Source organism: Micromonospora sp. NPDC049171 (genome assembly GCF_040648275.1).
GTDB lineage: Bacteria > Actinomycetota > Actinomycetes > Mycobacteriales > Micromonosporaceae > Micromonospora.
The window spans coordinates 72,582-95,834 of the sequence record NZ_JBEZDJ010000013.1; the positions used below are offsets into that span (position 1 = coordinate 72,582).

17 protein-coding genes are annotated in these 23,253 nt (G+C 68.7%); 13 read left to right on the forward strand and 4 right to left on the reverse strand.

The window, feature by feature from the left end:
• Positions 1-84: 84 nt before the first annotated feature.
• The 4 genes from AB0B14_RS18035 to AB0B14_RS18050 all read right to left on the reverse strand — a co-directional run bounded on the left by AB0B14_RS18035 (position 85) and on the right by AB0B14_RS18050 (position 5,836).
• Positions 85-2,118 (reverse strand): hypothetical protein, encoded by a 2,034-nt coding sequence (locus tag AB0B14_RS18035; protein ID WP_357523056.1) that lies wholly within the window; start codon positions 2,116-2,118, stop codon positions 85-87.
• Position 2,119: 1 nt separating this feature from the next.
• Complete coding sequence (locus AB0B14_RS18040; RefSeq protein ID WP_357523057.1) at positions 2,120-3,775, reverse strand: Hsp70 family protein; 1,656 nt, start codon at positions 3,773-3,775, stop codon at positions 2,120-2,122.
• 325 nt (positions 3,776-4,100) lie between these two features.
• Positions 4,101-4,808 (reverse strand): SDR family oxidoreductase, encoded by a 708-nt coding sequence (locus tag AB0B14_RS18045; RefSeq protein WP_357523058.1) that lies wholly within the window; start codon positions 4,806-4,808, stop codon positions 4,101-4,103.
• Positions 4,805-5,836, reverse strand: coding sequence for a transcriptional regulator (locus tag AB0B14_RS18050; RefSeq protein ID WP_357523059.1), 1,032 nt, complete (start codon positions 5,834-5,836; stop codon positions 4,805-4,807). The genes AB0B14_RS18045 and AB0B14_RS18050 overlap by 4 nt, the downstream gene beginning before the upstream one ends.
• A gap of 800 nt (positions 5,837-6,636) precedes the next feature.
• On the opposite strand from AB0B14_RS18050, the gene AB0B14_RS18055 reads away from it, so the two are divergent.
• The 13 genes from AB0B14_RS18055 (at position 6,637) to AB0B14_RS18115 (ending at position 22,721) form a co-directional block, all read left to right on the forward strand.
• Positions 6,637-7,845 (forward strand): FAD-binding oxidoreductase, encoded by a 1,209-nt coding sequence (locus AB0B14_RS18055; RefSeq protein WP_357523060.1) that lies wholly within the window; start codon positions 6,637-6,639, stop codon positions 7,843-7,845.
• Positions 7,842-8,549: an N-acetyltransferase gene (locus AB0B14_RS18060; RefSeq protein WP_357523061.1), complete on the forward strand. Its 708-nt coding sequence runs from the start codon at positions 7,842-7,844 to the stop codon at positions 8,547-8,549. The genes AB0B14_RS18055 and AB0B14_RS18060 overlap by 4 nt, the downstream gene beginning before the upstream one ends.
• A gap of 168 nt (positions 8,550-8,717) precedes the next feature.
• Entirely contained in the window at positions 8,718-9,035 is a 318-nt protein-coding gene (locus AB0B14_RS18065; protein WP_357523062.1) for a hypothetical protein, read from the forward strand.
• Positions 9,036-9,046: 11 nt separating this feature from the next.
• Complete coding sequence (locus AB0B14_RS18070) at positions 9,047-10,492, forward strand: APC family permease (RefSeq protein WP_357523184.1); 1,446 nt, start codon at positions 9,047-9,049, stop codon at positions 10,490-10,492.
• Positions 10,493-10,661: 169 nt separating this feature from the next.
• Positions 10,662-11,480, forward strand: a complete 819-nt coding sequence (locus AB0B14_RS18075) for a hypothetical protein (protein ID WP_357523063.1) — start codon at positions 10,662-10,664, stop codon at positions 11,478-11,480.
• Positions 11,477-12,685, forward strand: a complete 1,209-nt coding sequence (locus AB0B14_RS18080) for a histidine decarboxylase (RefSeq protein WP_357523064.1) — start codon at positions 11,477-11,479, stop codon at positions 12,683-12,685. The genes AB0B14_RS18075 and AB0B14_RS18080 overlap by 4 nt, the downstream gene beginning before the upstream one ends.
• A gap of 449 nt (positions 12,686-13,134) precedes the next feature.
• Positions 13,135-13,818, forward strand: a complete 684-nt coding sequence (locus tag AB0B14_RS18085; protein ID WP_357523065.1) for a hypothetical protein — start codon at positions 13,135-13,137, stop codon at positions 13,816-13,818.
• Positions 13,772-14,542 carry a methyltransferase domain-containing protein gene (locus AB0B14_RS18090; RefSeq protein ID WP_357523066.1) on the forward strand — a complete coding sequence of 257 codons (771 nt, stop codon included), beginning with the start codon at positions 13,772-13,774 and terminating at the stop codon, positions 14,540-14,542. Before AB0B14_RS18085 ends, AB0B14_RS18090 begins: the two co-directional genes overlap by 47 nt.
• Before the next feature lie 330 nt (positions 14,543-14,872).
• A complete protein-coding gene (locus AB0B14_RS18095; RefSeq protein ID WP_357523067.1) occupies positions 14,873-15,007 on the forward strand; it encodes an FxLD family lanthipeptide in 135 nt (44 codons plus the stop codon).
• Between the two features lie 94 nt (positions 15,008-15,101).
• Positions 15,102-18,149 (forward strand): lantibiotic dehydratase, encoded by a 3,048-nt coding sequence (locus tag AB0B14_RS18100; RefSeq protein ID WP_357523068.1) that lies wholly within the window; start codon positions 15,102-15,104, stop codon positions 18,147-18,149.
• 44 nt (positions 18,150-18,193) lie between these two features.
• Positions 18,194-19,408 carry a lanthionine synthetase C family protein gene (locus AB0B14_RS18105; protein WP_357523186.1) on the forward strand — a complete coding sequence of 405 codons (1,215 nt, stop codon included), beginning with the start codon at positions 18,194-18,196 and terminating at the stop codon, positions 19,406-19,408.
• A gap of 14 nt (positions 19,409-19,422) precedes the next feature.
• Positions 19,423-21,498: a methyltransferase, FxLD system gene (gene fxlM / locus AB0B14_RS18110; RefSeq protein ID WP_357523069.1), complete on the forward strand. Its 2,076-nt coding sequence runs from the start codon at positions 19,423-19,425 to the stop codon at positions 21,496-21,498.
• Positions 21,499-21,623: 125 nt separating this feature from the next.
• Positions 21,624-22,721: a hypothetical protein gene (locus AB0B14_RS18115; protein WP_357523070.1), complete on the forward strand. Its 1,098-nt coding sequence runs from the start codon at positions 21,624-21,626 to the stop codon at positions 22,719-22,721.
• Positions 22,722-23,253: the final 532 nt, after the last annotated feature.

Consider the following 23,253-nt stretch of genomic DNA (forward strand, 5'->3'; position numbering starts at 1 on the left):
CAGCCACGGCGCGATGAGCTGCCGAGCGCACGGAGGGGTACGCGAGCAGACGGACCGAGGCCGGTTCAGGTTAGGCGGGTCGGGCTACTGCCGGCTGACGCCGGTTGCCCTGCTGTCCCTGCTCGGGAGGCTATCGGTGGCATCGTCGTCGAGCCCTGCCTCCGACAGCAATCGCAGGTAGCGGCCCTGCAGATCGGTGGCCGCTTCGTGGTCACCGTGAGCGGTGAGCGCGCTGCGGGCACGGGCGTGTAGGGCTGCGTTGTACGGGTCGATGCGGAGGCCCGCCTGCAACACGGCAAGGCCGCGCTGCGGGTCGGGTTCGGCGTCGGCGAGGGCGGCGCAGGCGTCGATGACACTTCGGCGGGTCGCTTCGCGAACGGGGTCGAGCCATGGCCAGATGCGTCCGGTGGCGAGGTCAGCGGGGTAGGCGTCAACGATGGCCTGCCAGGCAGCGGTGGTGTTGGTGACGGCGCTGGCGGCGTGGTGGATGGCGGCTTGTAGCTGCCACAGGTCGACGGTCACGTTTGCCGGGTTGAGGCGATAGCGGTCGTCGGTGTGTTCGATGACATGCAGCCCGCTGGCATCTCGGATGGCAGTGCGGAGTTCGCTGAGGGTGGTGTAGAGCCGTCCGGTGAGGGACCGGCGGGGGACACCCGGCCAAATGGCATCGGCCAGCTGTGAGGTGTTAGCGCCGGTGGGGTGGCTGGTGGCGAGGAAGACGAGGATCTGGAGGGCGGCGCTGCGGCGGATGGTGAGGGGTTCACCATCGACGAGGAGGGTGGGCTCGCCCAAGACGCGTAGGCGAAGCCGCGAGGTGGAAGCACCAAGCCGGCTGCGGGGCTCGCCTCGGTTCGCCTGCCGCGGCAGGCGGGCCTTCGGTGGCACCACGTGCGGCGGGGGAGGGCCCGGAGTCGCTGGGGCTGGCGGTGCCGGGTCGGGGTGGACGATGACGGCGAGCAGGTCAGTCGCCGCCACCTGGTCCAGGACACACAGTCGAGGTCCAGGCTCTTCGGGGCGCAAGGGGTCGTGCAGATGGCCTGTCGGTGTGGCCCGCCAGGTCGGGCCCGCCGGCCATCCTCCCAGCACAACGACTCGGCCACCGGCCATGGCCGCGACATCAGCGACGTCTCTCACGTCGTGGGTGTCGCACTCCTCTTCCAGCAGGAGGACGATCCTCGGTGAGAGGGCCGACTCGACGAGCCGCGCTGCGTCGTGGATGGTCTCCACGGCAGTGAGCTGCGGTAGACGCCGTGCGAGCGCCAGCGCGCTGCCGCCCAGGAGGCTGGTCAGCGTTGCCCTGGTGGTGACCACCGTTGGGGTGCGGAGGTGATACCCGGCCAACAGGGCGGTGACCAGCAGACCTCGCCCGATCGACAGAGTGCCTGGTCCGCTGACTCCCAGACCACTGACCGGGAGGGCACCGACGAGGTCGGCGAAGCTGCCCGACGGCTCCGATGCAACCGACGGGGCGGGGGCGTCGGCGAGGGCTGCCTGCACGGCCGCGACGGTCGGGGGCAGTCCTGCGGCATCGAGTTCTTCGCGCCGGCGTGGGTCTGGTGGGCGGGGCTGGTAGTCGCGGCGGCGGCGCAGCCAGACGAGGGCTGCGGCAGCAACGACTTGCCCGGCGACCTCATCAGGCAGCCACCCGCCGGTGAGGTGAATCCCGTCATCGCTCGCCGTCGTGTCGTTATTTAGAGGGCTGACCCCGTCGGAATTCTCGGGCGTCCCTGCGGCGAGCGGAGGCGATGGTTGCGGCGGGGCGGTGGTGGCCGTGTTGGTGGCGATGCCGAAGACTGCGGCTCCGGCCATTCCGCTTGCCGTCGCCTGCAGTGGTGTCGGTAGTGGAAGCCGGCGCAGCCATCCCGCGGTCGTGCGCAGACGGGTCAAGACGCGTATGGCGACGGTGTAGGCGAGCAGCAGCCACAGCAGCCACGCTCCGATCGTCAACGCGGCGGTGAGGGTCTGCTCGGTCAGCGGCTGCTGCACCCACGCCCGTACCTGTTCCGGGCTCGGCCATCCACGTACCGGTGGACCGACCAGAAGTACCAGCACCACGGGCGGGCCGGCCAGGAGCGCGAGGACGACCAGCAGCGACATCAGCTGGCGCGGCCACCGCACCTCACCCACCCCCACCCGACGGCCCGGCACCCGCTGATCGCCGCGCAGTGACAGGGCTCGTGGCGGCGGGGCGGACGATCCTGGTCCACAACCGGGCCGCCCACCACATCGCCACCGCCACGGCGTAGCTGACCCCGAGGATGCCGGCGGCCTGGTTGCTGACGATCGCGGCGGTGATCACCGCGACCGGGGCACCGAGTATGAGGCGGAACATCAGCGGCGCCACCAGCGCCATGACCAACCCGACGCCGAGGAGAAGACCACCGACGCGCCCGGAGATGTCGATCCACAACAGCCGATCCGGCCACCTGTCGGCCGTCAGCGAGTATTGGATCAACCCCATGCCGAGTGCTGCGGTGACGATCGATCCGGTTGGTGCGGCGAGCAGCGCCGACCAGCCGCCGTGCGGGGCACGCCATTGTCGGGCGGCCACCATTGCCATCGCTACGGCCATCAGCAAGATCGGAGTGATCGGCCACAACGCCCACCTCAGGAAGGGGCCCACGGGTTCGCCGAAGTACTGGCTGGTGACGACCGCGTAGAGACCGGCAATCGCCGCGCCGAGGCTCGCTGCGGCGAGGATGCCGATACTGACCCTCCCGCCTTCGGTGCGGGTACTCGGTGTCGGGTTCCGTGCGGCAATCACTGAACCAAGGACGGTTCCTGCGGCGAGGCATGCCAGCAGGGCGAACACGGCGGCCATCGTGAACTCGCCCCAGTTCAAGCGCACCGAGCGATACACCAATACGTTGTGCTCTTCGGCGGTCAGCAGACACTGCCAGATCAGGGCTAGTGACGCGAAGCCGGGCACCGCGATTGCCACGGCCCGTCGCACTGGCGGAACCGGCACCTCGACCGCGACCGTCCCCGCGTTCGCCGAGCCAGCGTCGGCAGCGCCCCGGGCCGCGACCAGTTGAGGTTCGGAGACAACTGTGGGGGTGATGCCCGTGCGCTCGGCGACGACTGTGTCCAGGTGCGGCAGGTGTGCGCTGCCGCCGACACAATAGATCCCCGCCAGGTCGCTGGGGGAGAGTTCGGCGGCAGCGATGGTCTCCCCGACCAGCTCCGCCACGCGTCGAATTACTGGCAGAGCAGCATCGACGAGCATGGCCCTGCTCGCGATGACCGGTGCCTGCCCCGCGAGAGGCACCGTGACCGCGGGGTGGACTCCCAAGGTTTCCTTCGCCGCGCGGACGCTCTCCGCTACCGCCCAATCGCCTACGCCGTCGCTGGGCGCGCTCCGAACGACGGTCAGAGCGGCAGCTAAGGCTAGGTCGACGGCGCTGCCGCCAGCGGCAGAGTCCGCGAGGGTCGAGAGGACCTCAAACCCCGCCGGGCCGCGGCGAAGCACTGTCACCTCCGCGCCCGCGCCGATGTCGCAGACCACGATGAACGCCCCAACCGGCAATTGCAGACCGGTCGCGAGGAGATGTTCGGCGACGGCTACTGGAGCCTCGACAAGACGCGGCTGCGCAAGACCCGCCCGATGCGCAGCCTGCCTCATCCAAGTACGCCGGCGCGGCCCCCAATCTGCCGGTACCACCAGCCGGACATCCCGCACCGGCCCGCCGGCAACCCGCTCGGCCTCGGCCGCCGCCGCGCGCAGCGGCGCCGCCGCGAGCGCGAGTGCCTCTACCGGCGTCTCATCGATCACCACGCCGCCCTCGACGGCGCGGCGAGGGCTCGGAATGAGCCTGCTCGGCTGCTCTACGGCGGCCTGCCACGCCCGCTGCCCCGTCCGTACCTCCCCGTCGGGGCCTACGTATACAGCGCTGGGCAGATACGGCAACCCGTCAAACGACAGCGCAGACGCACTGCCGTCAGCCCAGGCAAGAACAGCCACGGTGCTGGCGTCACCACAATCGATTGACAGCCGCGCTTCCCCCGCCTGCATGAAGACAGTCAAACATGAAGATCTCGTTCACGTCATCTGTTGATCACTCAGAGGTAGCTCGGTGCCGCCCCGTCTGCCGGCGATACCGCTACCAGCTGAGTGGGCGTCGCTGGTAGAAGAGTCCCCCGGTCGGGCCGTCTGGTGGCAGCGTGGCAAGCCATACGAAGGTGTCCGCCGCTTCGTCGGGCGTGGAGTTCGCCTTTCCGTAGGCCAGTCGGGTGTCGACCTTTCCCGGGGACGCCGCGTTTACCAAGATGCCGTCGTCCTTGAGCTCAGCTGCGAGGATGCACGTTAGGGCGTTCACCCCAGCCTTCGACACTCGGTAGGAAACGCTACCGGTTCCCATCTCGCCAAAGGTCCCCATGTGGCTGGTGACGTTGACGATCCTGCCGTACCCGCTCTTCCTCATCTCGGGGATGGCTGCGGTGCAGCAGCGCCAGGTCCCCATGATGTTGGTGTCCAGGGTGGCTCGCACCTTCTCGATGTCGGCGCTGGCCGCTGCCTGGCCTCGGTCGATGGCGATGCCGGCATTGTTGACGAGAATGTCTAGCCGGCCGTGCTGGTAGCCCACGTCCGCCATGGCACGAGCGACGCTGGCCGGATCGGCGATGTCTAGTTGCTGTCCGGATGCCGAGAGTCCGTCCACGAGTAGCTCGTTGGCGGCCCGATGTGCGGCTTCCTCGGTACGGGCGGTGACGACCACATGGGCGCCGGTCTCGGCTAAGCCGCGGGCGATGGCCTTGCCGAGGCCGCGGTTGGAGCCGGTGACAACTGCGACCCTATTGGCCTCACTCATGTCAGCAGACTACGCACGCACTCGTCCAGTGCTGCTGCGGCCGGGTGTCGATGCACCACGAGACGACCGTGAATGTCCAGCAATCGGCGGTGGTTGCGTACCGATCGCGTGGCGACGACATCTGGAGCAGCCTGGGCAACGAGGCTGCATGCCTGCTCGACATCTCCGAGATTCAGTACGGAATCGGCACGCCAGATCAGATAGGTTGCGCGGTCCCGGCTGCGCTCGGCCGGTTGGAGTGCGAGGGTCTGTTGAAGCCAGTAGTCGCTGGCTTGGTGGCGCTGTAGAAGCAGGTAGCAGGCCGCCACCTGGGCGGAGTACTCCGCATGATCAAAGTAGCTGGCCCAGGCCGGGCTTGCTTCATCGTCAGCGCGTGACATCTCTGTGTCGGCCTCTGCGAGTCTTCGCTCGCACGCTACCGATTCACCAAGCACTGCATGTGTACGAGCCAAACGCGTAGTGAGCATGGCTCGCACGCGGGCGGGCGCATCCTTCGCCCCAGCTCGCGCAGCGTCGGCCAAACGGAGGGCCTCGGCGGGGCGTTCAGTGTCGACCCGTTGAAGGCTCATGCACTTCAGGATGTTCGCGCCTGCCGCGCGGTCGGCTGCGGAGTGGGCAGCGTGGAGGGCGGTGAACCAGTAACGCTCGGCCGCCGCGTGGAACCCTGCATCGAAACTGGCCCAGCCAGCGATTCGTCCCAACTCGGCGGCGACAACCAGCAGGCGATTGCCGGCACCCTCTGAGTAACTGCTATGTCGCAGGAGATCCGTCACCAGCCGAAGCTCGGCGTCAACCAGCGACCGCACGCTCCCGCCGCCGAGGCTGGCGTCCATGCGGCGCAGGGCCGGCAGCCGCTGTTCAAAGCAATCTAGGAGATCTGTGTCGACGCGGCCTCCCTCAAGCGCTGCGTTGATCTTAGGAGGCTCGGTTGCGAGCCACCGTTCGGCTATCGCAGCAGCTAACCCGGCCTGCATGATCAGAAACCCTCGGCGGTCTAGCACTGCTGGTCCTGCAGTCTCGTCAAGCAAGTCCACTGCTCCCTTGACGGTCCAGGGCGCTGACGCGCTGATTGCGGGACCGGTAGGGAGCCAGTGAGGCCACCCGAGTGCCTTAACTGTTTGCCTATCAACGCCGAGCTCGTCGGCCAATGCGACCTGCGAATCCTCATCTGGCACCACGCCCCATCGCTCCCAGCGCCAAGCCTTCTCGCGCCGGGCTGCAGTGTTTAGACGGCGCGCGATGGCATCGACGAGATCTTGCTGCGTCCAGCTTCGCTGTTCTCGAACGTAGCTCAACGGATGCACCAAGAGCTGACTCCGTGGCGATGGCGTCCGCGTCATCCTGCCTCCCCGATCGTCGCCACCACTCTAGTCCGATCCGGTCAAAGAAACGTGCTCTCAACTGCGGAAACTGCTCGGATTCGGCATGAGACAACAGCGAGACAACAAGCTAGGCGTCGATTTGCTCTGATCGTTCGGCTTTCCTGAACGGGGCAATCCATTTCGGTGTCGACCGGTCGCTGTCGGTGATTGGACTGCGCAGAACTTAGGTCGCTGGCTCGGCGGTGAGGAGGGATGGTCCCGCCCAGAGGCGTTGGCGAGCCTCTGCCTGGAGGTGCCAAGTTGAGGCGGAGAGAAGGGTGACATATCGATGTGCCGGAGAAAGTGGTTTCTTCCTGCCGACGATCGGTCGTTCGACCCCGTGGGCAGCGACGTGACGCGGCACAGGGCGATCGAGGCGCGGGTAGAGACGTGCGCGGGAGGCCCGAAGACCAGTCGGACACTGCTCAGCGCTCATGGTGTCCGCGTGCCCAGGACGAGCCGGCGCAATGGCTGACCTGGGACTCTTCCTGGCGGTCGCCCTCGCCTCGCACGGCCGAGCCGCCGACCACTTCTGGTCGTTTATGGAGGACCGTAGCGTGCGGCTGCTTCCGCATCAGTTTGCGCCGGTGTTCTTCTCAACGCTTGGCCGGGTGGTCGCAGGTCGGGGTGATCCAGCTGGTCGGCGTGCGGCGTTGGCGGTGCTGGGTCGGATGCACCGGCGTTTAGATCTTCAGTCGTATCACGAGACGGCCATCGCGGCTGCGTTGGTCGATACGGTGCGCCAGTTCGCGGGCGAGGGCTGGGAGCCCGAGCTGGCAGGTCAATGGGAGCTTGGTTGTCGTCGGGCGCTGCGGCTCGCGGAGCGGGCGGCGGGGGCGTTGGGCGATGGCCCTCACGTGACGTTCGGCGAGGTGGAGGTGTGTGAGCGAGTCTCCGAGGGCGTCGCGGTGTTGACTGTCCGGCCGATGCGGAGGCTTCGGTATCTGCCTGGTCAGGCGATGCCGGTGTGTACGCCTCGGCTGCCGGGGCTGTGGCGGTGGTATTCGCCGGCGAACGTTCCGCGCCCGGATGGGCGGGTGGAGTTCCACGTTCGTAGCGTTGCCGGGGGTGTGGTTTCGCCTGTTCTGGCCGAGCGGGTTACTCCGGGGGAGAGGGTGTGGCTGGGGCCGGCCTTCGACGTCGGGTTGTCGCTGGAGGCCGCTGGTGACAGCGATCTGCTGTTGGCTGCCGGGGGCACTGGTCTTGCACCGCTGCGGGCGCTGGTCGAACAAGTTGCCGCGTCGCCGAAGGGGCGACGGGTGACGTTGGTGGTGGGCGTGCGGACGTTTCTGGATCTTTACGACGCGGTCGCGTTGGACAAGCTCCAGCAGGCGTATGGCGAGTGGCTCACGGTCGTGCCGGCTCTCTCGAACGACCGTGAAGTGGAGCAGACAGCGCAGGGCGACCTGCTCAGCATGGCTCTGTATCACTATCGACCGGGGCAGGCGGTCTATGTCTGCGGCTCACCGCGGTTGATCGAGGCCGCGCGGAAGCGCCTGCCCCTCGCGGGGATCGCTGCTGACAGCCTGCATCTCGCCGCGACTTTCCATCGCGCGCTCGATTCGGCGCCGTGGGCGTCTCGGCAACGCTCAGCACACGCTGCCCACCTGGTAACCGTGCTGGAAGCGGCCGGCGGCGGCAGTGGGCTCGGCCAATCCCAGGGGGATGCGCCATGAGCTTGATGGAGACGGCGGTCCGCCGCGCGACCGGCGAAGACGTTGACGCTTTGTCCTCGGTCATGGCTGACGCGCTGATGACGCAGCCCATAGGTGTTTGGCTGGTTCCCGATGTAGCCAAACGCGCAGTGGTTCTGCGTCGCTGGGCGCGGCTTGTGCTGTTGCAAGGGCTGGAGCGCGGTCGAGTCGATACGACCGACGATCGCGCGGCGGTGGCGGTGTGGTACGCGCGGTTGGAGCCGCCCCCGCCGGCTGCCGCCTGGGTGTACGACCTCTACAGGCTCCTCGGCCCTCACGCCGCCCGGTTCGCCTTGCTGTATGCCTGTGTCGATGGGCTGCGTCCCCACCGTCCGCATCACCAGCTGGCCCACGTCGCGGTCCGTCGCGGGCACGGGGATGCCGCGCGGGCGTTGCTGGCCGTCCATCACCAGACCCTGGACCGTGCCGGGCTGCCGTCGTGTGCGGAACACAGCAGCGACCGGCCCGGAGACGGCCTGCTCGCAGAAGTCGGCTATCAGCCGCGCTCGCCGGTGCTGCTCGCGCCCGGAGGTCCCGCTCTGTGGCGGATGTGGCGCCCCCAACCTTGCGACGAGCAGCCCCGCGGATCGGCTGGAGGTGAGCTGCCGCGACGAGTCCGCCTGGAGCGCACCGCGACTCCCTTTCTTGGCCGCGTCATCCCGGCGGCACCGGCGCGTTCTCCCTGACCACCCAGTAAGACGCCCGATTCATTACCTGCTGGCGGCGACGTCTCGGCTAGCGGGCCACGTCCTCACACCCTCATGCCGAAGGAAGGCACCCTCATGCTGACCCGAGCCCCTCAGCCCACCACCACACTGCGACCACTGAGTCCCGCCTTGGGGCGCTGGTTGAGGTTGGATGCGCCGAACGCGATTGCCGGCACCGGCACCGACCTCACGCTCGCAGGCGACGTGACGCCGTCGGAGTACGCGTGGGGGTATGCGATCCGGCGCGAGTGGCCAGACGGGGCGCACGACCTGTTCGGATTCACGCCCGATACCCACACCGCGATTCGCCGGCTGCACCGCGACCGAAGCTTCTGGCGCGGCGGCCCGGTACGGCCGACGGCGGTCTACCTCGTGCCCACCAACGCCGCCGAGGTGGACGGGCATCCAGTAGATGGCTGCCGCAGGTCGGAGTGCCCGGACTCCCCGCAGCGGGGGCAGCGGTGAAGTCGGCGCAGGTGCAGGTGGGGCTCGCGCGGCGGACGCTGACGCCGTTCGGGTTGTGGGTGTTCGGGGCGGCGGCGTCGGCGCCCATGGTGGTGCTCACCGGAGGCATCGTCGAGACGTACAAGACGACGCAGGTGACCGCTCTTCCGCTGACCTTCGTGATTGTGGCGGGCACGGTCGCGCTGCTGGCGGTGGGGTACGCGGCGATGGCCCGACAGCTCGGGCACCCGGCGGCCTACTACGCGATCCTCGCGCACGGGCTGGGCCGGAGTTGGGGTGTCGCAGCCGGCATGGTCGCGCTGGTGGCCTACAACGCCATCCAGATCAGCCTGTATGGGCCGTTCGGGGCGACGATGGCTGCGCACCTAGGCGGCGCGTGGTGGGTGTGGGCGGGCCTCGCCCTGGCCGTCGTCGGAGTGCTCGGTGTGCGGGCGATCATGTTGTCGACCCGGGTCTTGGCCGTCGTGCTGGCCGTGTCGTTGCTGATCGTCGCGGCGTTCGTCCTCGCCGGGGTGGGGCAGCCAGCCGGCGGGGAGGTGTCCTGGGACGGCTTCCACGTCTCAGGTCTGGCAGTCAGCGGCATCGGCGGTGCGGTCGCCTTCGGCGTAGCCGCGGTGATGGGCTTCGACGCGCCGGGGTCGCTCGTCGAGGAGGCCGTCGACCGCAGGTCGGTTGGCCGGGCCACCGTCGGCGGGGCACTTGTTCTCGGCGGTGTGTATGCCGTTGCCGCGTTCGCGATGGGGGTTGCGGTCGGCCCTGACATCGTTGGGGAAGTGGCCGCTGATCCGGCGGCCGGATTGCCGTTCTCGGTCCTGGCGCGCCTGGGCAGCTGGTGGACGGCCCTCGCGAACGTGGTGCTGATCTTCGCGATCGTCACGTCGATGCTGGCGTTCCATGCGGTGCTCGCCCGGTACGTGTTCGCGATGGCTCGGGAGAAGGTGCTGCCGGCGGGTCTTGCCCGGACCAGTAGCGCGACCCGGGTCAGTGCGCCGCGTGGCGGGTCGTTGGTGCAGACGGCCGTCGCGGTGGCGGTGGTGGGGGTGTTCGCGGTCAGCGGCGCTGACCCGGTGGCGGTGATGTTCACCTGGTTGTCGGCGTTGGGGGCGATGGGCCTGCTGTGTCTGCTGCTGGCCGCGTCGGTGGCCGCGATGACGGCACCAGCCAGGGTGCGCGGCCCGCAGGCCGGTGCGTGGGAGTGGCGGCTCGCGCCCGCCCTGGGCGTGCTCGGTGGATCGGTGGTGCTCGCGCTGATGGTCGGCAACGCCGGGTCTCTGCTCGGTGCCGCGCCCGGGTCGCTGTATCCGTTCCTGCTGCCCCTGATCCTCGTTGCCACCGCCGTTGCGGGCGGAGTGTGGGCCGAGCATCTGCGGCAGGCCCGCCCGGAGATCTACGCCGGTATCGGCCGTGGCACACCAAAGCGACATGCCGTTCCCGACGCCATGAACCTCTCGATCTGAGGAGGCGATGATGAGGACTCACGCGGCTCCGTCACCTGGTGGACACTACGACGTCGATCCCCTGGACCCGCGCTGGCGAGCGGGCTACCCCCCCGCCGCACCACCTGCCAGTCACCCTCACCCAGAGCTTGCGCCCGCCGCGCCGCTGCCCGGCTACGGCACGGCACCTGTGCCCACCGGGTACCAGCGGCCACCCGACGCCGCCGTGCCCCCGATCCCGCCCCCGGGCCCGTCCGGCTATGACCAGCGCTCTGCCGACGGCGAGATGCCGGCTGACCTGCGTTGGGCTGACCTGCGGCTACAGGTCGTGTACCGGTCCAAGCGGCTGAACACCGGCCACCTTATTGAAGCCGACCAGGCATTCGGGGGGCGAGGCGCGGTCGGCCCTCACGCGCTGATGCTGTTCTTCGTCTCCGACGCCCCCAACGAGCCACACGGCTACCGGTTGCACACCGCGCACCGCACGTGGCCGCAGTCGCCGGACTCCGATGTCTTGCCGCAACTGCTCGCGGATATGACCGAGGTCGCCGCGGACAACATCGCCTCCATCGGACGCGGGTGGAGTCCCCTCGGTCCAGAGGGTTCCATGGTCAACGGCGGGGATATGACTCTGCCTCCAGGCGCGTGGTACGTCGGCGTGGGTGTCAGCACCCTCGACTCCGACCAGGGCCGCTGGTACCAAGTCGCCCGGACACTGCGCGACGCCGCCGCCGCTGGCCGATACATGTCGGCGTTCAACCTCAAAGGTCAGTGCTACGTCCTGTTAACCGACGGCACCGCCCTGTACATCGACCGCGACCCGCAGGCCCGCGTCGGCGACGACGGCGTGCGCTGCAACAAAACCCTCAACCCGCACCGAATCAGCTACTACAACCCGTACGAACATCTCACCGAGCAGGGCGACGACGAGACCCGCGACATCTGGCGGCAGCTCACCGCACTGCACCACACCCTCACCACGCACCTGCTCGCGGGGCGGCGGGCGTGACGGGTCACCAGAGCCTCAGCCTCGCCGACGCCGCGGACCTCGGCCACGCGCCGATCGACGTCACGGCCGTGCTCGACCACCTGATCCAGGAGGCCGACGCCGCCGCTGCGACGAGCATCGGGTTTCCCGGCGCCGTGGACCTCGACTACGGCGAGGTCATGACCCGCCTCGGGAACCGGCTGTGGAACAACATCGGCGACCCGGCAGACCTCGGCGGAGTCGCCCATACCCGAGTGCTGGAGAGGGCCGTCATCGCCTGGGTCGCCGACACCCTCGCCATGCCGCGAAACGACCGGTGGGGCTACGTCACAGCCGGCGGCACCGAAGGCAACCTATCCGCCCTGCACACCGCCCACCACCGCCACCCCACCGCCCGCATCTACTACTCGACCGCCGCCCACTACTCCGTACTCAAGATCGTCCGGATGCTCGGGGCGCGGGGCGTCGTGGTCAACGCCGACGCGGGCGGGGAGATGGACTACGCGCACCTCGCCGCGCAGGTGAGCCGCCGCCGACGCTGGCCCGCGATTGTGGTGGCCACCGCTGGCACGACTCTGACCGAAGCCGTGGACGACACCACCGCCATCCGCGCTGTCCTCAATGAGCACCAGGTCGATGGACACCTGCACGTCGACGCGGCGCTGTCCGGCATCCCCCTCGCACTCGACGGCCGGCTACGCCTCGACGACGACAGTGGCATCAGCAGCATCGCCATCAGCGGCCACAAATTCCTGGGCGTGCCAACGCCCTGCGGAGTTGTCCTCATCCGCGACAGCGCCCGCCACGCGGCTAGCCGCGTCACCTACACCGCCACCCTCGACACCACCATCACCGGCTCCCGCTGCGGCCTGGCCGCCGCCCTGCTCTGGCACGCCATCGCCACCCACGGCCACGAAGGGCACCGCTGGCGAGCCACCCAAGCCCGCCGCCTCGCCGCCTACACCGTCGATCAACTGAACGCCGTCGGCTGGGCCGCCTGGCGACACCCGCACGCCTTCACCGTCGTCATACCCACCCCACCCGAGCAGGTGCGCAAGAAGTGGCTACTCGCCACCGACGGAGCCACCAGCCACCTCATCTGCATGCCCGGCGTCACCCACGGCCAGGTCGACGCCTTCGTCGCCGACCTCACCGCTACCGCACCGCCACTGTTGATCCCGAGACCCCGGGCGGACGGTCTATCCACCCCAAGCAGGACGTCATGAGCCCCATCCCCACCAGCCCTCAGAGCTGCCCCGGCGATGACATGGCCGCACCGCGTACTGTCCTTTCGGGCGGTGTGGACACCCGCACTCCGTCTCTGTCGTCCGTCGCCGCCTCTGGCCGGCGGGCACATCACGCGAAAATCGGGGTGGCCGTCCTCGTCACTGCCCTCATCGCCGGACAGGTCCCACCGCCGCCCAGTCAACAATCGCCGCTTCTACTCGCCGCATCTGACGGTTGTGACGTGCCGTCGCCGCGCGATGACCTCGCCGGCACCGCGCACACCCCGATGGCGACAAAGCTGCGGCCTGGCCAACCGGCCCGCCCGTTCCTGCTCCACCTCGCACGCCACCCAGCAGCGGACCCCTGCGATCGGGCGGTCGGCCGATTCAATCTGGTACACCACCGCGCCTGGTACGACAACGAAGGCGAGCGGAGTACACGGGACATCGTGCGCTGGTACGCCGACGACGACTCCGGCGCGGAGCTGATGACCCAACACCCGAGTGATGGGTCCGGTGCCATAGAGGACTTCTGGCCGCCAGGATGGCTACACGACAGGCATCTGCACCACGCCTACCGCAGCACCGATTGGCTCCGCACCCAGTCGAGCCTGCAAAGCGCGCAGATCAACAGGACCACACAGCTCGTGGTCGGTCTCGCCGCACTCGCCACCTGGCACAGCCCCGGCCCGCAGCAACGTGCCCTCGCCGCGCAGGCCCTCGCAGGCACCACCGGGATGACCGCACACCCCAACACGCTCGACCACGCCGGCCGCACCGGCACCGCCGTAGCCACCACCAGCGCCAACGGCCGTGAGCGGCACCTGCTGATCCTGCACCCCAGCACCGCAACTGTCCTGGCCTACGAACACGCCATCCTCACGCCGACCGGCTGGCGCACACGCGCCTACCTGCTCCTGCTCACCCACACCCACGCACCCCACCGCTATTGGGAGCCACCCGCCACCAACACGCCACCCGTGACCTCCCCAGACCAGCGGGAGATGCCCCGCCGGTCCGGTGTGTGGCTTGTCCCCGCCGAGCACCCCTGCACACCCCAGCGCGAACTAGGAAGGAATCACCACAATGACGACCACCCAGAGCGGCCAACTGCGCCCTGCCCGGCTGCGTGAACTGCTCAATCCGATCATCCGGCAGCAACTGGACCGGCTCGACATTCAACCCGGCCAGCGCGTCCTGGAAATCGGCGCGGGCGGCGGTGAGGTCACCGCCCACCTGGCTCGCCTCGTCGGCCCTCGCGGCAGGGTCACCGCGGTCGACAAGGACACCACCTACCTCAACCCCACAGGTGTCATCGACGTCTATCAGCGGGACCTGAACGGTGACGACCTTCCCGGCGAGCCCGACAGCTTCGACGTCGTCGTGGCCGGGTGGCTGCACGGCGAGCTGCCACACCCCGCAGAGGCGCTAGAGCAGATGATCGCCCGGCTGCGTCCCGGTGGCTGGCTCGTCCTGGCCGACGTCACCGACACCCCGCCACGAGTCTTCTGGGCAACCGACGACGACGCCTGGCTGATCCACACCGTCATGCGACGCGTCTACCGCACCATCGCCGGACTTGACGGTGCCGGCACCTGGACGGCGGAGACCCCCGCCCTGCTCGTCGTCAAGGGCATGCCGCAGGTCTGTACCCACGCGTCCACCGAGACCTGGACCGGAGGCGGTCCCGGATGCCAGCTACTCGCCAACGTGGTCGACGACCTCCGCCCCGTCCTGACCACACCCGAGGTCACCGACGCCGACCTCGACCGGTTCGTCGCGCTCATGGCCGACCCACACGTGCTCCTGGGCTCCTACGAGCGCAGGGCCGTCCACGCCCGCAAGGCGACCGCATGACATGCGCCCCAGGGGCGCGGACAGGGCGCCATCCCGTCCCACAGAGTCTGTGGCAGGCATAACGGAAATCAGCGCGCTCTCCTACGCCAAGAACTTGGGCCACCGGCAGGCCGCCACCTACTACCAGCTATTTCCGACCCGGGTAGTCGCCGTACGACGACTACCCGACCGGCCGCCGCTCCACGAGAGATGGGCGCGGTGGCCTGTCCCGGCCGGCGGCAGGGGTGCCCCCCGTCCCCTGCCGCCCCCGGCCTCACGCTCCGCAAAGTCCGTGCCGGTAGCTGCGGGGGCTACCTGCCCACCCATCATCCCAACTCCCTAGGAGGAACCATGAACGACCTGCTCGCCGTCAGCGACGACCCGTTCCAGCTGGACGTCCAGATCGTCACGGAGGGTCCGGTCGCCGCCGCACTGTTGGCCGACACCGACGACGGCTGCGACACCGTGAAGGGCAGTGACTGCTAGTCGCTTGTCCGTGCCGGTTCCGGTGAGCGATCCGACCGCTCACCGGAACCGGCGACCCCTGAAACCGAGCAAGTTCATGTGTAAGGAGAGGATCGTGGCGGCGAGAAGCAGTCTGTACCGGCAGGTTGATGCCGCCACGATCCGCATCGCCGCGCACTCGTGGCGAAGCGGCGACCGGCCGTGGCCGCATCGGGGCGATGCCGCAGGCATTGATGGCTGGCTGCGGGAGACGTGGAAGCTCCCTGGTGTGGCCGAAGCCGTGTGGACCGCCAGTCCTGAGTTCGCCTCCCGGGTCGAGGCGGTGTGCGCCGGCGGCACACTCGATGCCGGCCGCGGCTGGCGGATGGCTCTGGCACTGGCGCGGTACCTCGTGCGTGCTCAGCGACGGGCAACGCCCTTTGGGTTGTTCTCCGGGGTCGCCGCACTGCGCTTCGACCGCACTGCCTCGGTCGTACCGTCAGGGCGCTCGGCCATCCGGGTACGGCCGGACGCGGGCTGGCTCGCGTCTCTGATCGCGCGGCTCGAAGCCGACCCGCATGTGCGCCGCAACCTGCGTGTGCAGGCAAACAACCTGGCGGTCGGGCAGGGGCGTCGGCTCGCGGTAGGGCGCCGGCCGCACGCCTCGCTACCAGCAGACGGCGTCTCCTCGGTGAGAAACACCGCAGCTGTGCGGCTGGCCGTGTCGCTAGCCGCCGCGCCGGTGTCGTGGACGGAGTTGGTCGACACGGTGACCGCCGCGTTCCCACGAACTCCACGAGGGTCCGCGGAAGCATTGGTTGCCGATCTGGTCGACCACGGTGTGCTGATCTCCAGCCTCCGGCCGCCGTCGACCTGCACCGACCCGCTGCGACACATCCTGGACCAGCTCGCCACCGTGCAGGATGACCACCTCAACGAACAACAGCCCGTCGCGGCCGCACTCGGGTCGTTGCACACCGACCTGCATGGCATCACAGCCGGTACGACACAGCTTCGTGAACTGGCGGACCGGATGCGTCGGGTAATACCGGATCCACAGCCGATCGCGGTGGACCTTCGGCTAGCGGATCAGGTCACCCTGCCGATCCAGGCCGCTGCCGAGATCGCGAGCGCTGTGGGCGTGCTACGACGCTTGACGTCCCATCCGGGCGGCCGGCCGGAGTGGCGCACGTACCGCGCCCGGTTCGTCGACCGCTACGGCACGGCGGCGATAGTGCCGCTGGCGGAGGTGCTCGATCCCCTGACCGGGCTGGGCTACCCGGAACACTTCACCCGCGCGGCCGAAGCACCCTCGGCCTCGTTGTCCAGCCGTGACGAGCGGCTCTTGGCACTGGCCCAGCAGGCAGTGATCGACGGTGTCCACGAGGTGACGCTCGATGGCGCTGCTGTGATGGCTCTGGCCAGCTCCGCGCCCGAAGAGGGCCACATCAGCCCTCACGTCGACGTCACGGCAGAGGTTCGCGCGGCATCGCTGGACGCGCTGGCGAAAGGGCACTTTACGATCGCGCTGACCGGCATGGGCCGCTCGGCAATGGCGACGAGCGGACGCTTCCTCGACGTGCTGCCCGCTCCCGACCGGGAGCGAATGTGCAAGGAGTTCGCGCGGCTACCCGTCGCGGTGGACGGGGCCATGCCAGCGCAATTGAGCTTCCCACCACATCGTCTGCATGCGCAGAACGTACTGAATGCCCCGCTGGTCCTTCCGTGGCTGATTCCCTTGGCCGAGCACCGCCCGGCAACCGAGGACATCATCAACATTGGCGATCTTGGTGTGGTCGCGGGTCGGGACCGACTGGTGTTGGTGTCGATGTCGCGGGGGAGGGTGGTCGAGCCGACGGTGGCGCACGCCGCCGCCTTGCACACGATGCCGCTGCTCGGTCGGTTCCTCGTGGAGTTGCCACGAGCCATGGGTGCCCCGCTGAAGCCGTTCGATTGGGGCGCCGCTTCCTGCCTGCCCTTTCGGCCCGCGCTGCGATACGGGCAAATTCTGCTCACGGCCGCCCGGTGGCGTCTCGACCCGGCCCGCCTGCCCGCTGCGGACGCGAGCGACAGCGAATGGTTGGCAGCCTGGGAGGTAGAGCGTTCGAGGCTGCGGCTACCCGGGTGGGTGCAGGTCGGCAGCGGCGACCAGAGGCTCCGGCTCAACCTTGATCAGGCCATGGATCGGTCCCTGTTGCGTGCCCACCTGGACGCCAGCACCGAACCGATCACCGTGGTCGAGGCGGCGGGTCCGGAGGACTTCGGGTGGCTGTCCGGGCGTGCTCACGAGATCGTCGTGCCGGTCGCCTGCACCGTCGAACCCGCCGTGGCGCCGGCCGTCGTCTCCGCACGAGGCTCGGGGCCGCCGCCCGCTCCGGCCCCGCCGACCATGCCCGGCGCAGGCGCCATTGTGTCCGCGTCGCTGGCCGTCGAGCCGCCAATGATGGACCTGGTCTTACTCCGAGGGCTGCCACCGCTGCTCGCCGACTGGCCCGAGCCGCCGCTGCGATGGTTCGTCCGCCTCCGACGTCCCACGCCGCACCTGCGACTGCGGCTGCACACCGACGACTACGGCCACGCGGCCGTACGGATCGGCCGGTGGGCCGCTGCCCTTCGACGGCAGGGCCTCGCCGGAGACCTGAGCCTGGACACCTACCATCCCGAGTCCGGCCGATACGGAGACGGCCAGGCGCTGGTCGCTGCGCACGAGCTGTTCGCCGCCGACTCCACCGCAGCCTTGGCGCAGCTCAGCGCGCACCCCGAGGGTCAGGTCAATCGGCACGTTCTTACCGCCGCGAGCATGATCGATCTGGCAGCCGCGATGCTCGGCAGTCGCAACGACGCATGTGAGTGGCTGGTCGGCCACCCGGAGCAGGCCGGCCCGACGCCCATCGACCGGCATCTGCTGCGCCAGGCAGTCACCCTCGACCCGACCCTCCTGCCGGAGCCGGTCCAGCGGGCATGGCAGGAGCGATCCCGGGCCGCGGCCCGCTACGCCGACACACTGTCCACCTCTCGCGGCCCACTGACCCCTACCGCCGTGCTCACCTCGCTGCTACACCTGCACTTCGTTCGCGCTCACGGTCCCGACGAACGTGCCGAGCAAGTCACTCATCGGCTCGCCCGCCACATCGCACTGGCGACCGTACGCCGCCGCGTCCGCACCGCAGGAGCGCCCCGATGACTGCCGTGCCCCTCGCGAGTCCACTGCTACGGGCAGCCGAAACGATGGCCTCGTGCATCACCGACACCCTCACCCAGCCACCCCCTCCGGACTTCACGGCGGACGACTACGGGCCACGAAGTACCCGCTGGCACGCCCAATCCCTATCAAGAGGTGCCGCCGGGGTAGCGATCCTGCACGGCGTGCGCGCCCAAACTGGGCACGCAGGATGGGAACCGGCCTACGACTGGCTGCGACACGCGACCACTGACACCCTGAACAACGGCAGCGGAGCAGGACTGTGGTTCGGTGCCCCGGCAGTCACCCACGCGCTGACCACGGCCGCGCCGCACGCCCACCCGGCATCCCTCGACGCGCTCGATCATTCGGTAGCGGATCTGACCAGACGGCGGCTGGCAGCTGCGGAGGCGCGCGTCGCGGAATGCACCCGGCCCACGCTGTCGGAGTTCGACCTCGTACGCGGGCTGACCGGCCTCGGCGCCCACCTGCTACGCCGCGAATCAGACGGACAACTGCTCCGGCAGGTGCTGACATACCTGGTACGGCTCACCGACCCGATCGACGCCGACGACGAGGCCGGACGGCTCGCACCAGGCTGGTGGAGCAGCGACCCGCCCGACCCCGACAGCCCTGCATCAGGCGGGCACGCCAACTTCGGCATGGCGCACGGAATCACCGGCCCCTTGGCGCTCCTAGCGCTCGCCATGCGCCACAACATCCTGGTGCCGGGACAGGCCGAAGCAATCGGCCGGATCACCACCTGGCTGGACGACTGGCAGCAGACCAGCCCAACCGGACCATGGTGGCCCGAGAGGATCACCGCAGCCGAGCTGCACGCCGGCAAGCCCGCGACACGCCGACCGGCTCGGCCATCCTGGTGCTACGGCACCCCCGGCATAGCCCGCGCACAACAGCTCGCCGGGATTGCCCTCCCCGATTCCGCCAGGCAGCAGACAGCGGAAGACGCCCTGGCCCGCTGCCTGACCGACCCCGTTCAGCTCAACCAACTCGTCGACCCATCGCTGTGCCACGGCTGGGCAGGACTCGCCGCAACGGCTTGGTACGCCGCCGTTGACGCCCACACCACCAGTCTGCACACCCACATGCCCCACGTGATGCGCCTGCTGATCCAGCACGCCACCGACGCCACCCCAGCGCGATCCGGCCTGATCGCCGGCCACGCCGGAGTCGCTCTCACCCTGCACACCATGGCCACCGGCACCGACATCCGCTGGGCAACCAGCCTGCTCATCCACTAGACGAGGAGACCACCATGAACGTCGACCTCGGCTCCGACATCGCCCCACCCATCCAGGTGAATTCGGTGAGCCGGTGGCGTCAGGTCAATCTGACCTTCGCCGACTGGCAAACCGCCGAACAGTACGCCGCAACCCGACTCGCCCCCGCGCTAACCAGCGCCGACGACAGCGGTGTGATCACCGCCTTCTGGTTCATCCGCAAAACGCAGACATGGCGGCTGCGGCTCCTGCCCGGCGACCGGCAAGCCAGGGTCTACGCCCTCCTCGCCGACCTCACCACCGACGACCGCATCCGCGGCGTCACCGAGCCCATCTACCTGCCCGAGGCATACGCGTTCGGCGGCGACCAAGCGATGTCGGTCGCGCACACCCTCTTCCACGTCGACAGCCGCCATATCCTCGGCCATCTCGCTGCTGGCGGCGCCCATCGACGCGAACTCGGTGTCGTGCTCGCCACCCGCCTCATGCGTGCTGCCGGACTGGAGTTCGCCGAGCAGGGCGACGTCTGGCGACACCTCGCGATTCGCCGCCACCAATCCAACAAGCCAGGACCGAGCCCTCAGCTGATCGCCGCCGTGCAGCGGCTGCTCCTCGCCGCCGACGACGCGCCGGGTACCCCGCTGGCAGCCACCCCCCAATGGCCGCAAGCCCACGCACGGGCAGGCGCAGACCTCGGCTTCCTCGACCGGCACGGCGCACTGACCCGCGACCTGCGCGGGGTGCTAACCCACCACCTGCTGTTCCTCTTCAATCGGCTCGGCATCTCGGCCGCCGACGCCTGGCTCCTCGCAACGGCAGCCACGCACGTCACCCTCCACCACTCGTCCACCGATGCCTACGACAAGCATCAACCCGCCCAAACAACAGAGAGAAGCACACACATGGTCCACTCGCCTCACGCTTCCAGCACGGCCGTGCTTCGCGAACAGCTCGTCAGCACTTTGAAACAGCGCGGCCACGTCCGCTCGGCTTCCGTCGAGCAGGCGTTTCGCAGAGTGCCCCGAGAGCAGTTCCTCCCCGGTGTCGATGTGGAGACCGTCTACACACGCCGCCAAATCGTCACGAAGCGCGACGCCAGCGGTGCCGCACTGTCCTCGGCGTCGAGCCCAAGCCTCGTCGCGGACATGCTCGAACAACTCGAACCGCACCCCGGACATCGCGTCCTGGAAATCGGCGCGGCTACCGGCATCAATGCAGCCTTGCTGGCCGAGCTGACCACCCCCGGCGGCAAGGTCGTCACCATCGAACTCGACCAAGACCTCGCCGACGGCGCCCGCGCCAGCCTCGCCCGCGCCGGCTACAACACCGTCGACGTGATCCACGGCGACGGAGCCCTCGGCCACCCCGACACCGCGCCCTACGACCGGATCATCGTCACCGCCGGAGCCTGGGACATCTCTACCGCCTGGTGGGACCAACTCGCCGACCACGGCCGCATCGTCGTACCCCTGCGCGTACACGAGAGCGGCCTGACCCGCTGCTTCGCCTTCGACCGCACCGCCGCCCACCAACTCGTCAGCACCACGACACCGCTAGTCTGCGGATTCGTCCCCATGCGCGGTACCGCAGAACACACCGCCCACCACGTACGCCTCGACACCGACGTGGCCCTCAAACTCGACGCCGCCGACCACCCCGACCGACAGGCGCTCAGCCGCGCCCTGAGCCACCCCCGGCACGAACGCTGGACCGGCATCGAAGTCGCCGATGCGGACCCCGTCGGCCATCTCGACCTATGGCTACTCGTGCACACCAGCGCACCGTTCGGCCGCCTCGGCGTCGGCGACACCGCCCGCACCAGCGGACTGGTCACCTCGGCCTACCGGTGGGCCGGAGCCGCCATCTACCACGGCGGCACCATCGCCTACCTCGCCTTCCAACCAACCGGCGAAGGCCACCACGAAATCGGCGCCATCGCACACGGACCAGACGCCGACAAGCTCGCCGCCGAACTCACCAACCTGCTCGACCAATGGGACGAAGGAGGCCGCCCCAACCAACCCACCGTCACCGCCCAACCAGCAGGAATGCGACCTGCCGAGCCCGGCGACATTCAGCGGCCCGACACCACCTTCACCATCTCCTTCTGACGGCACACGCCGGGGCGGGGACCAACTCCGCCCCGGCCACCGCAGGTAGGAGCACCATCAGCCGCCAAGCGCCACCGACCAGACCGTGGTGCCACCCCGCAGCCTCCGCCGTACGTGAGGACACCATGCCCCTGTCCCTCGCATCCACCATCGCCGCCCGTTTCCCCCTCGTCCCCCGCAAACGACCACCAGCCAAACCGCTCGACGCACGAGTGAACCGACTCGCTGCACTCGCCGAGACAGCCCACCGCGAACACGACCCGGAAAAGGCATCCATGGTTTTCAACGGAGCAGCCCTCGTCGCCTCCGACTGCGGCGACGCGGAACTCGCCCGCACCTGGTGCCACCAACACGCGAACCTCTACCTCAACCAAGCCCCGCTCAACGGCCACACCGCCCGCTTCGCCCTCGAACCCGTCATCAACCTCGCCCGCCTACGCATCCGAGACGGCGACGGCGACGGCGCCCACCGCCTGCTCACCGACCTACACACAGCGATCGCCAGCGGTAGGCAGGCGGTCATCGACGACCTTGAGATACATCCGCAGCAACTCACTACTGTTCCCGGCGAACTCCAACAGATCATCAGGTGGCTGCGTCGCGTCCTGCTCTCCGACGGAACCCGTGCCCTCATCCTGGCCGAACGCTGGGCGGATACGTTAACGCACGTACATGAGCACGACGGGATCGGCGCCACGCTCCTCGACGGGAGACAGGCAGCGATTGTCGCCCACCTCATGCAGGGTGACGGCATCGAAGCCGTCGCTCTGCTTGACCGTACGATGATCGAAGAGCCGTGGGAGCATACGGTGCACGGGCTTCTTGAGAGTTGGCATGCGACGACAATCAGGGGCCTTCAACCAACTGACTGCGTGAACTTGAGCGACGGGGCATCGTCTGCCATTTCAGGAGCGGGATCTGCGGTCTTCCGTGTACGCCTCGGTCTCACGACTCTAGACCTTGCCAATGTGGTACCGCGGCACGTCGAAAAGGACCTCCTGAAGCTGCTGACGGCACACGTCATCCGTGATGAGGACGCCAATGCGGCGCACGAACTACTCGATTATCCAGGCGTCGGGTCGGAACACCTCGGACCGCTGAGCCAATTGATCACGGCGAGTGGATTGGGCCGAGGGAGCTTGCCGGATGCGGTACAGGAATCACTGTCGCTATCTCTCGCTCTCGCCGGAACGGTAATCGGCAGCGCGCCTAGCCCCGCGTGACCTGCCGAAAGACGGTCCGTGAATCGGGCCGAGTCGCGGCGAGGTCCAAGCGGCGCGGGAGCAGGGCGCTCGACCTCGGACGATGGCGAGAGTCGAAATCGAGCTTCGGCCAAATGTCCGACGTGGCATACGGAGAAGACGCGACCCGACACTCAGGCCGCGCCTCCTTGAAGGACACATGTCAGCAAACTGGAACGATGCCTCTACCCTGAGTTGTCGATCAACTGCGCCCAGTGGTTGCAGTTCCGTGAGTGGCCCCTGGCTGGAGTCACCCCTGCATGGCTTAATCACATGTTTGTCCGGTCGTGACTTGCGCCGGAACCTCGCTTGATCTGAGTTCTGGGTTCGTCGGTGCATCGCAGGTTGTTAGCTAGCTCGATCGCTACGAGACCCAGGCCGACGCTGCATGCCTGGCAGAGACGCCGTAGCACGTCTGAGCAGCGTCACAAGGCGCCTGCATCGAGAAACCTCGATCCGGCTGCGGCCAGAGGATCTTGACGTCGGGTCAAGGCTCTCGTTCCATGCGCAGCGC

Bases quoted from the DNA above. Each gene is read 5' to 3' on its own strand.
- fxlM (WP_357523069.1), top strand. From the start codon at position 19,423: ATGAACGTCGACCTCGGCTCCGACATCGCCCCACCCATCCAGGTGAAT.
- AB0B14_RS18115 (WP_357523070.1), top strand. From the start codon at position 21,624: ATGCCCCTGTCCCTCGCATCCACCATCGCCGCCCGTTTCCCCCTCGTC.
- AB0B14_RS18090 (WP_357523066.1), top strand. From the start codon at position 13,772: ATGACGACCACCCAGAGCGGCCAACTGCGCCCTGCCCGGCTGCGTGAA.
- AB0B14_RS18060 (WP_357523061.1), top strand. From the start codon at position 7,842: ATGAGCTTGATGGAGACGGCGGTCCGCCGCGCGACCGGCGAAGACGTT.
- AB0B14_RS18105 (WP_357523186.1), top strand. From the start codon at position 18,194: ATGGCCTCGTGCATCACCGACACCCTCACCCAGCCACCCCCTCCGGAC.
- AB0B14_RS18045 (WP_357523058.1), bottom strand. From the start codon at position 4,808: ATGAGTGAGGCCAATAGGGTCGCAGTTGTCACCGGCTCCAACCGCGGC.
- AB0B14_RS18055 (WP_357523060.1), top strand. From the start codon at position 6,637: ATGGCTGACCTGGGACTCTTCCTGGCGGTCGCCCTCGCCTCGCACGGC.
- AB0B14_RS18095 (WP_357523067.1), top strand. From the start codon at position 14,873: ATGAACGACCTGCTCGCCGTCAGCGACGACCCGTTCCAGCTGGACGTC.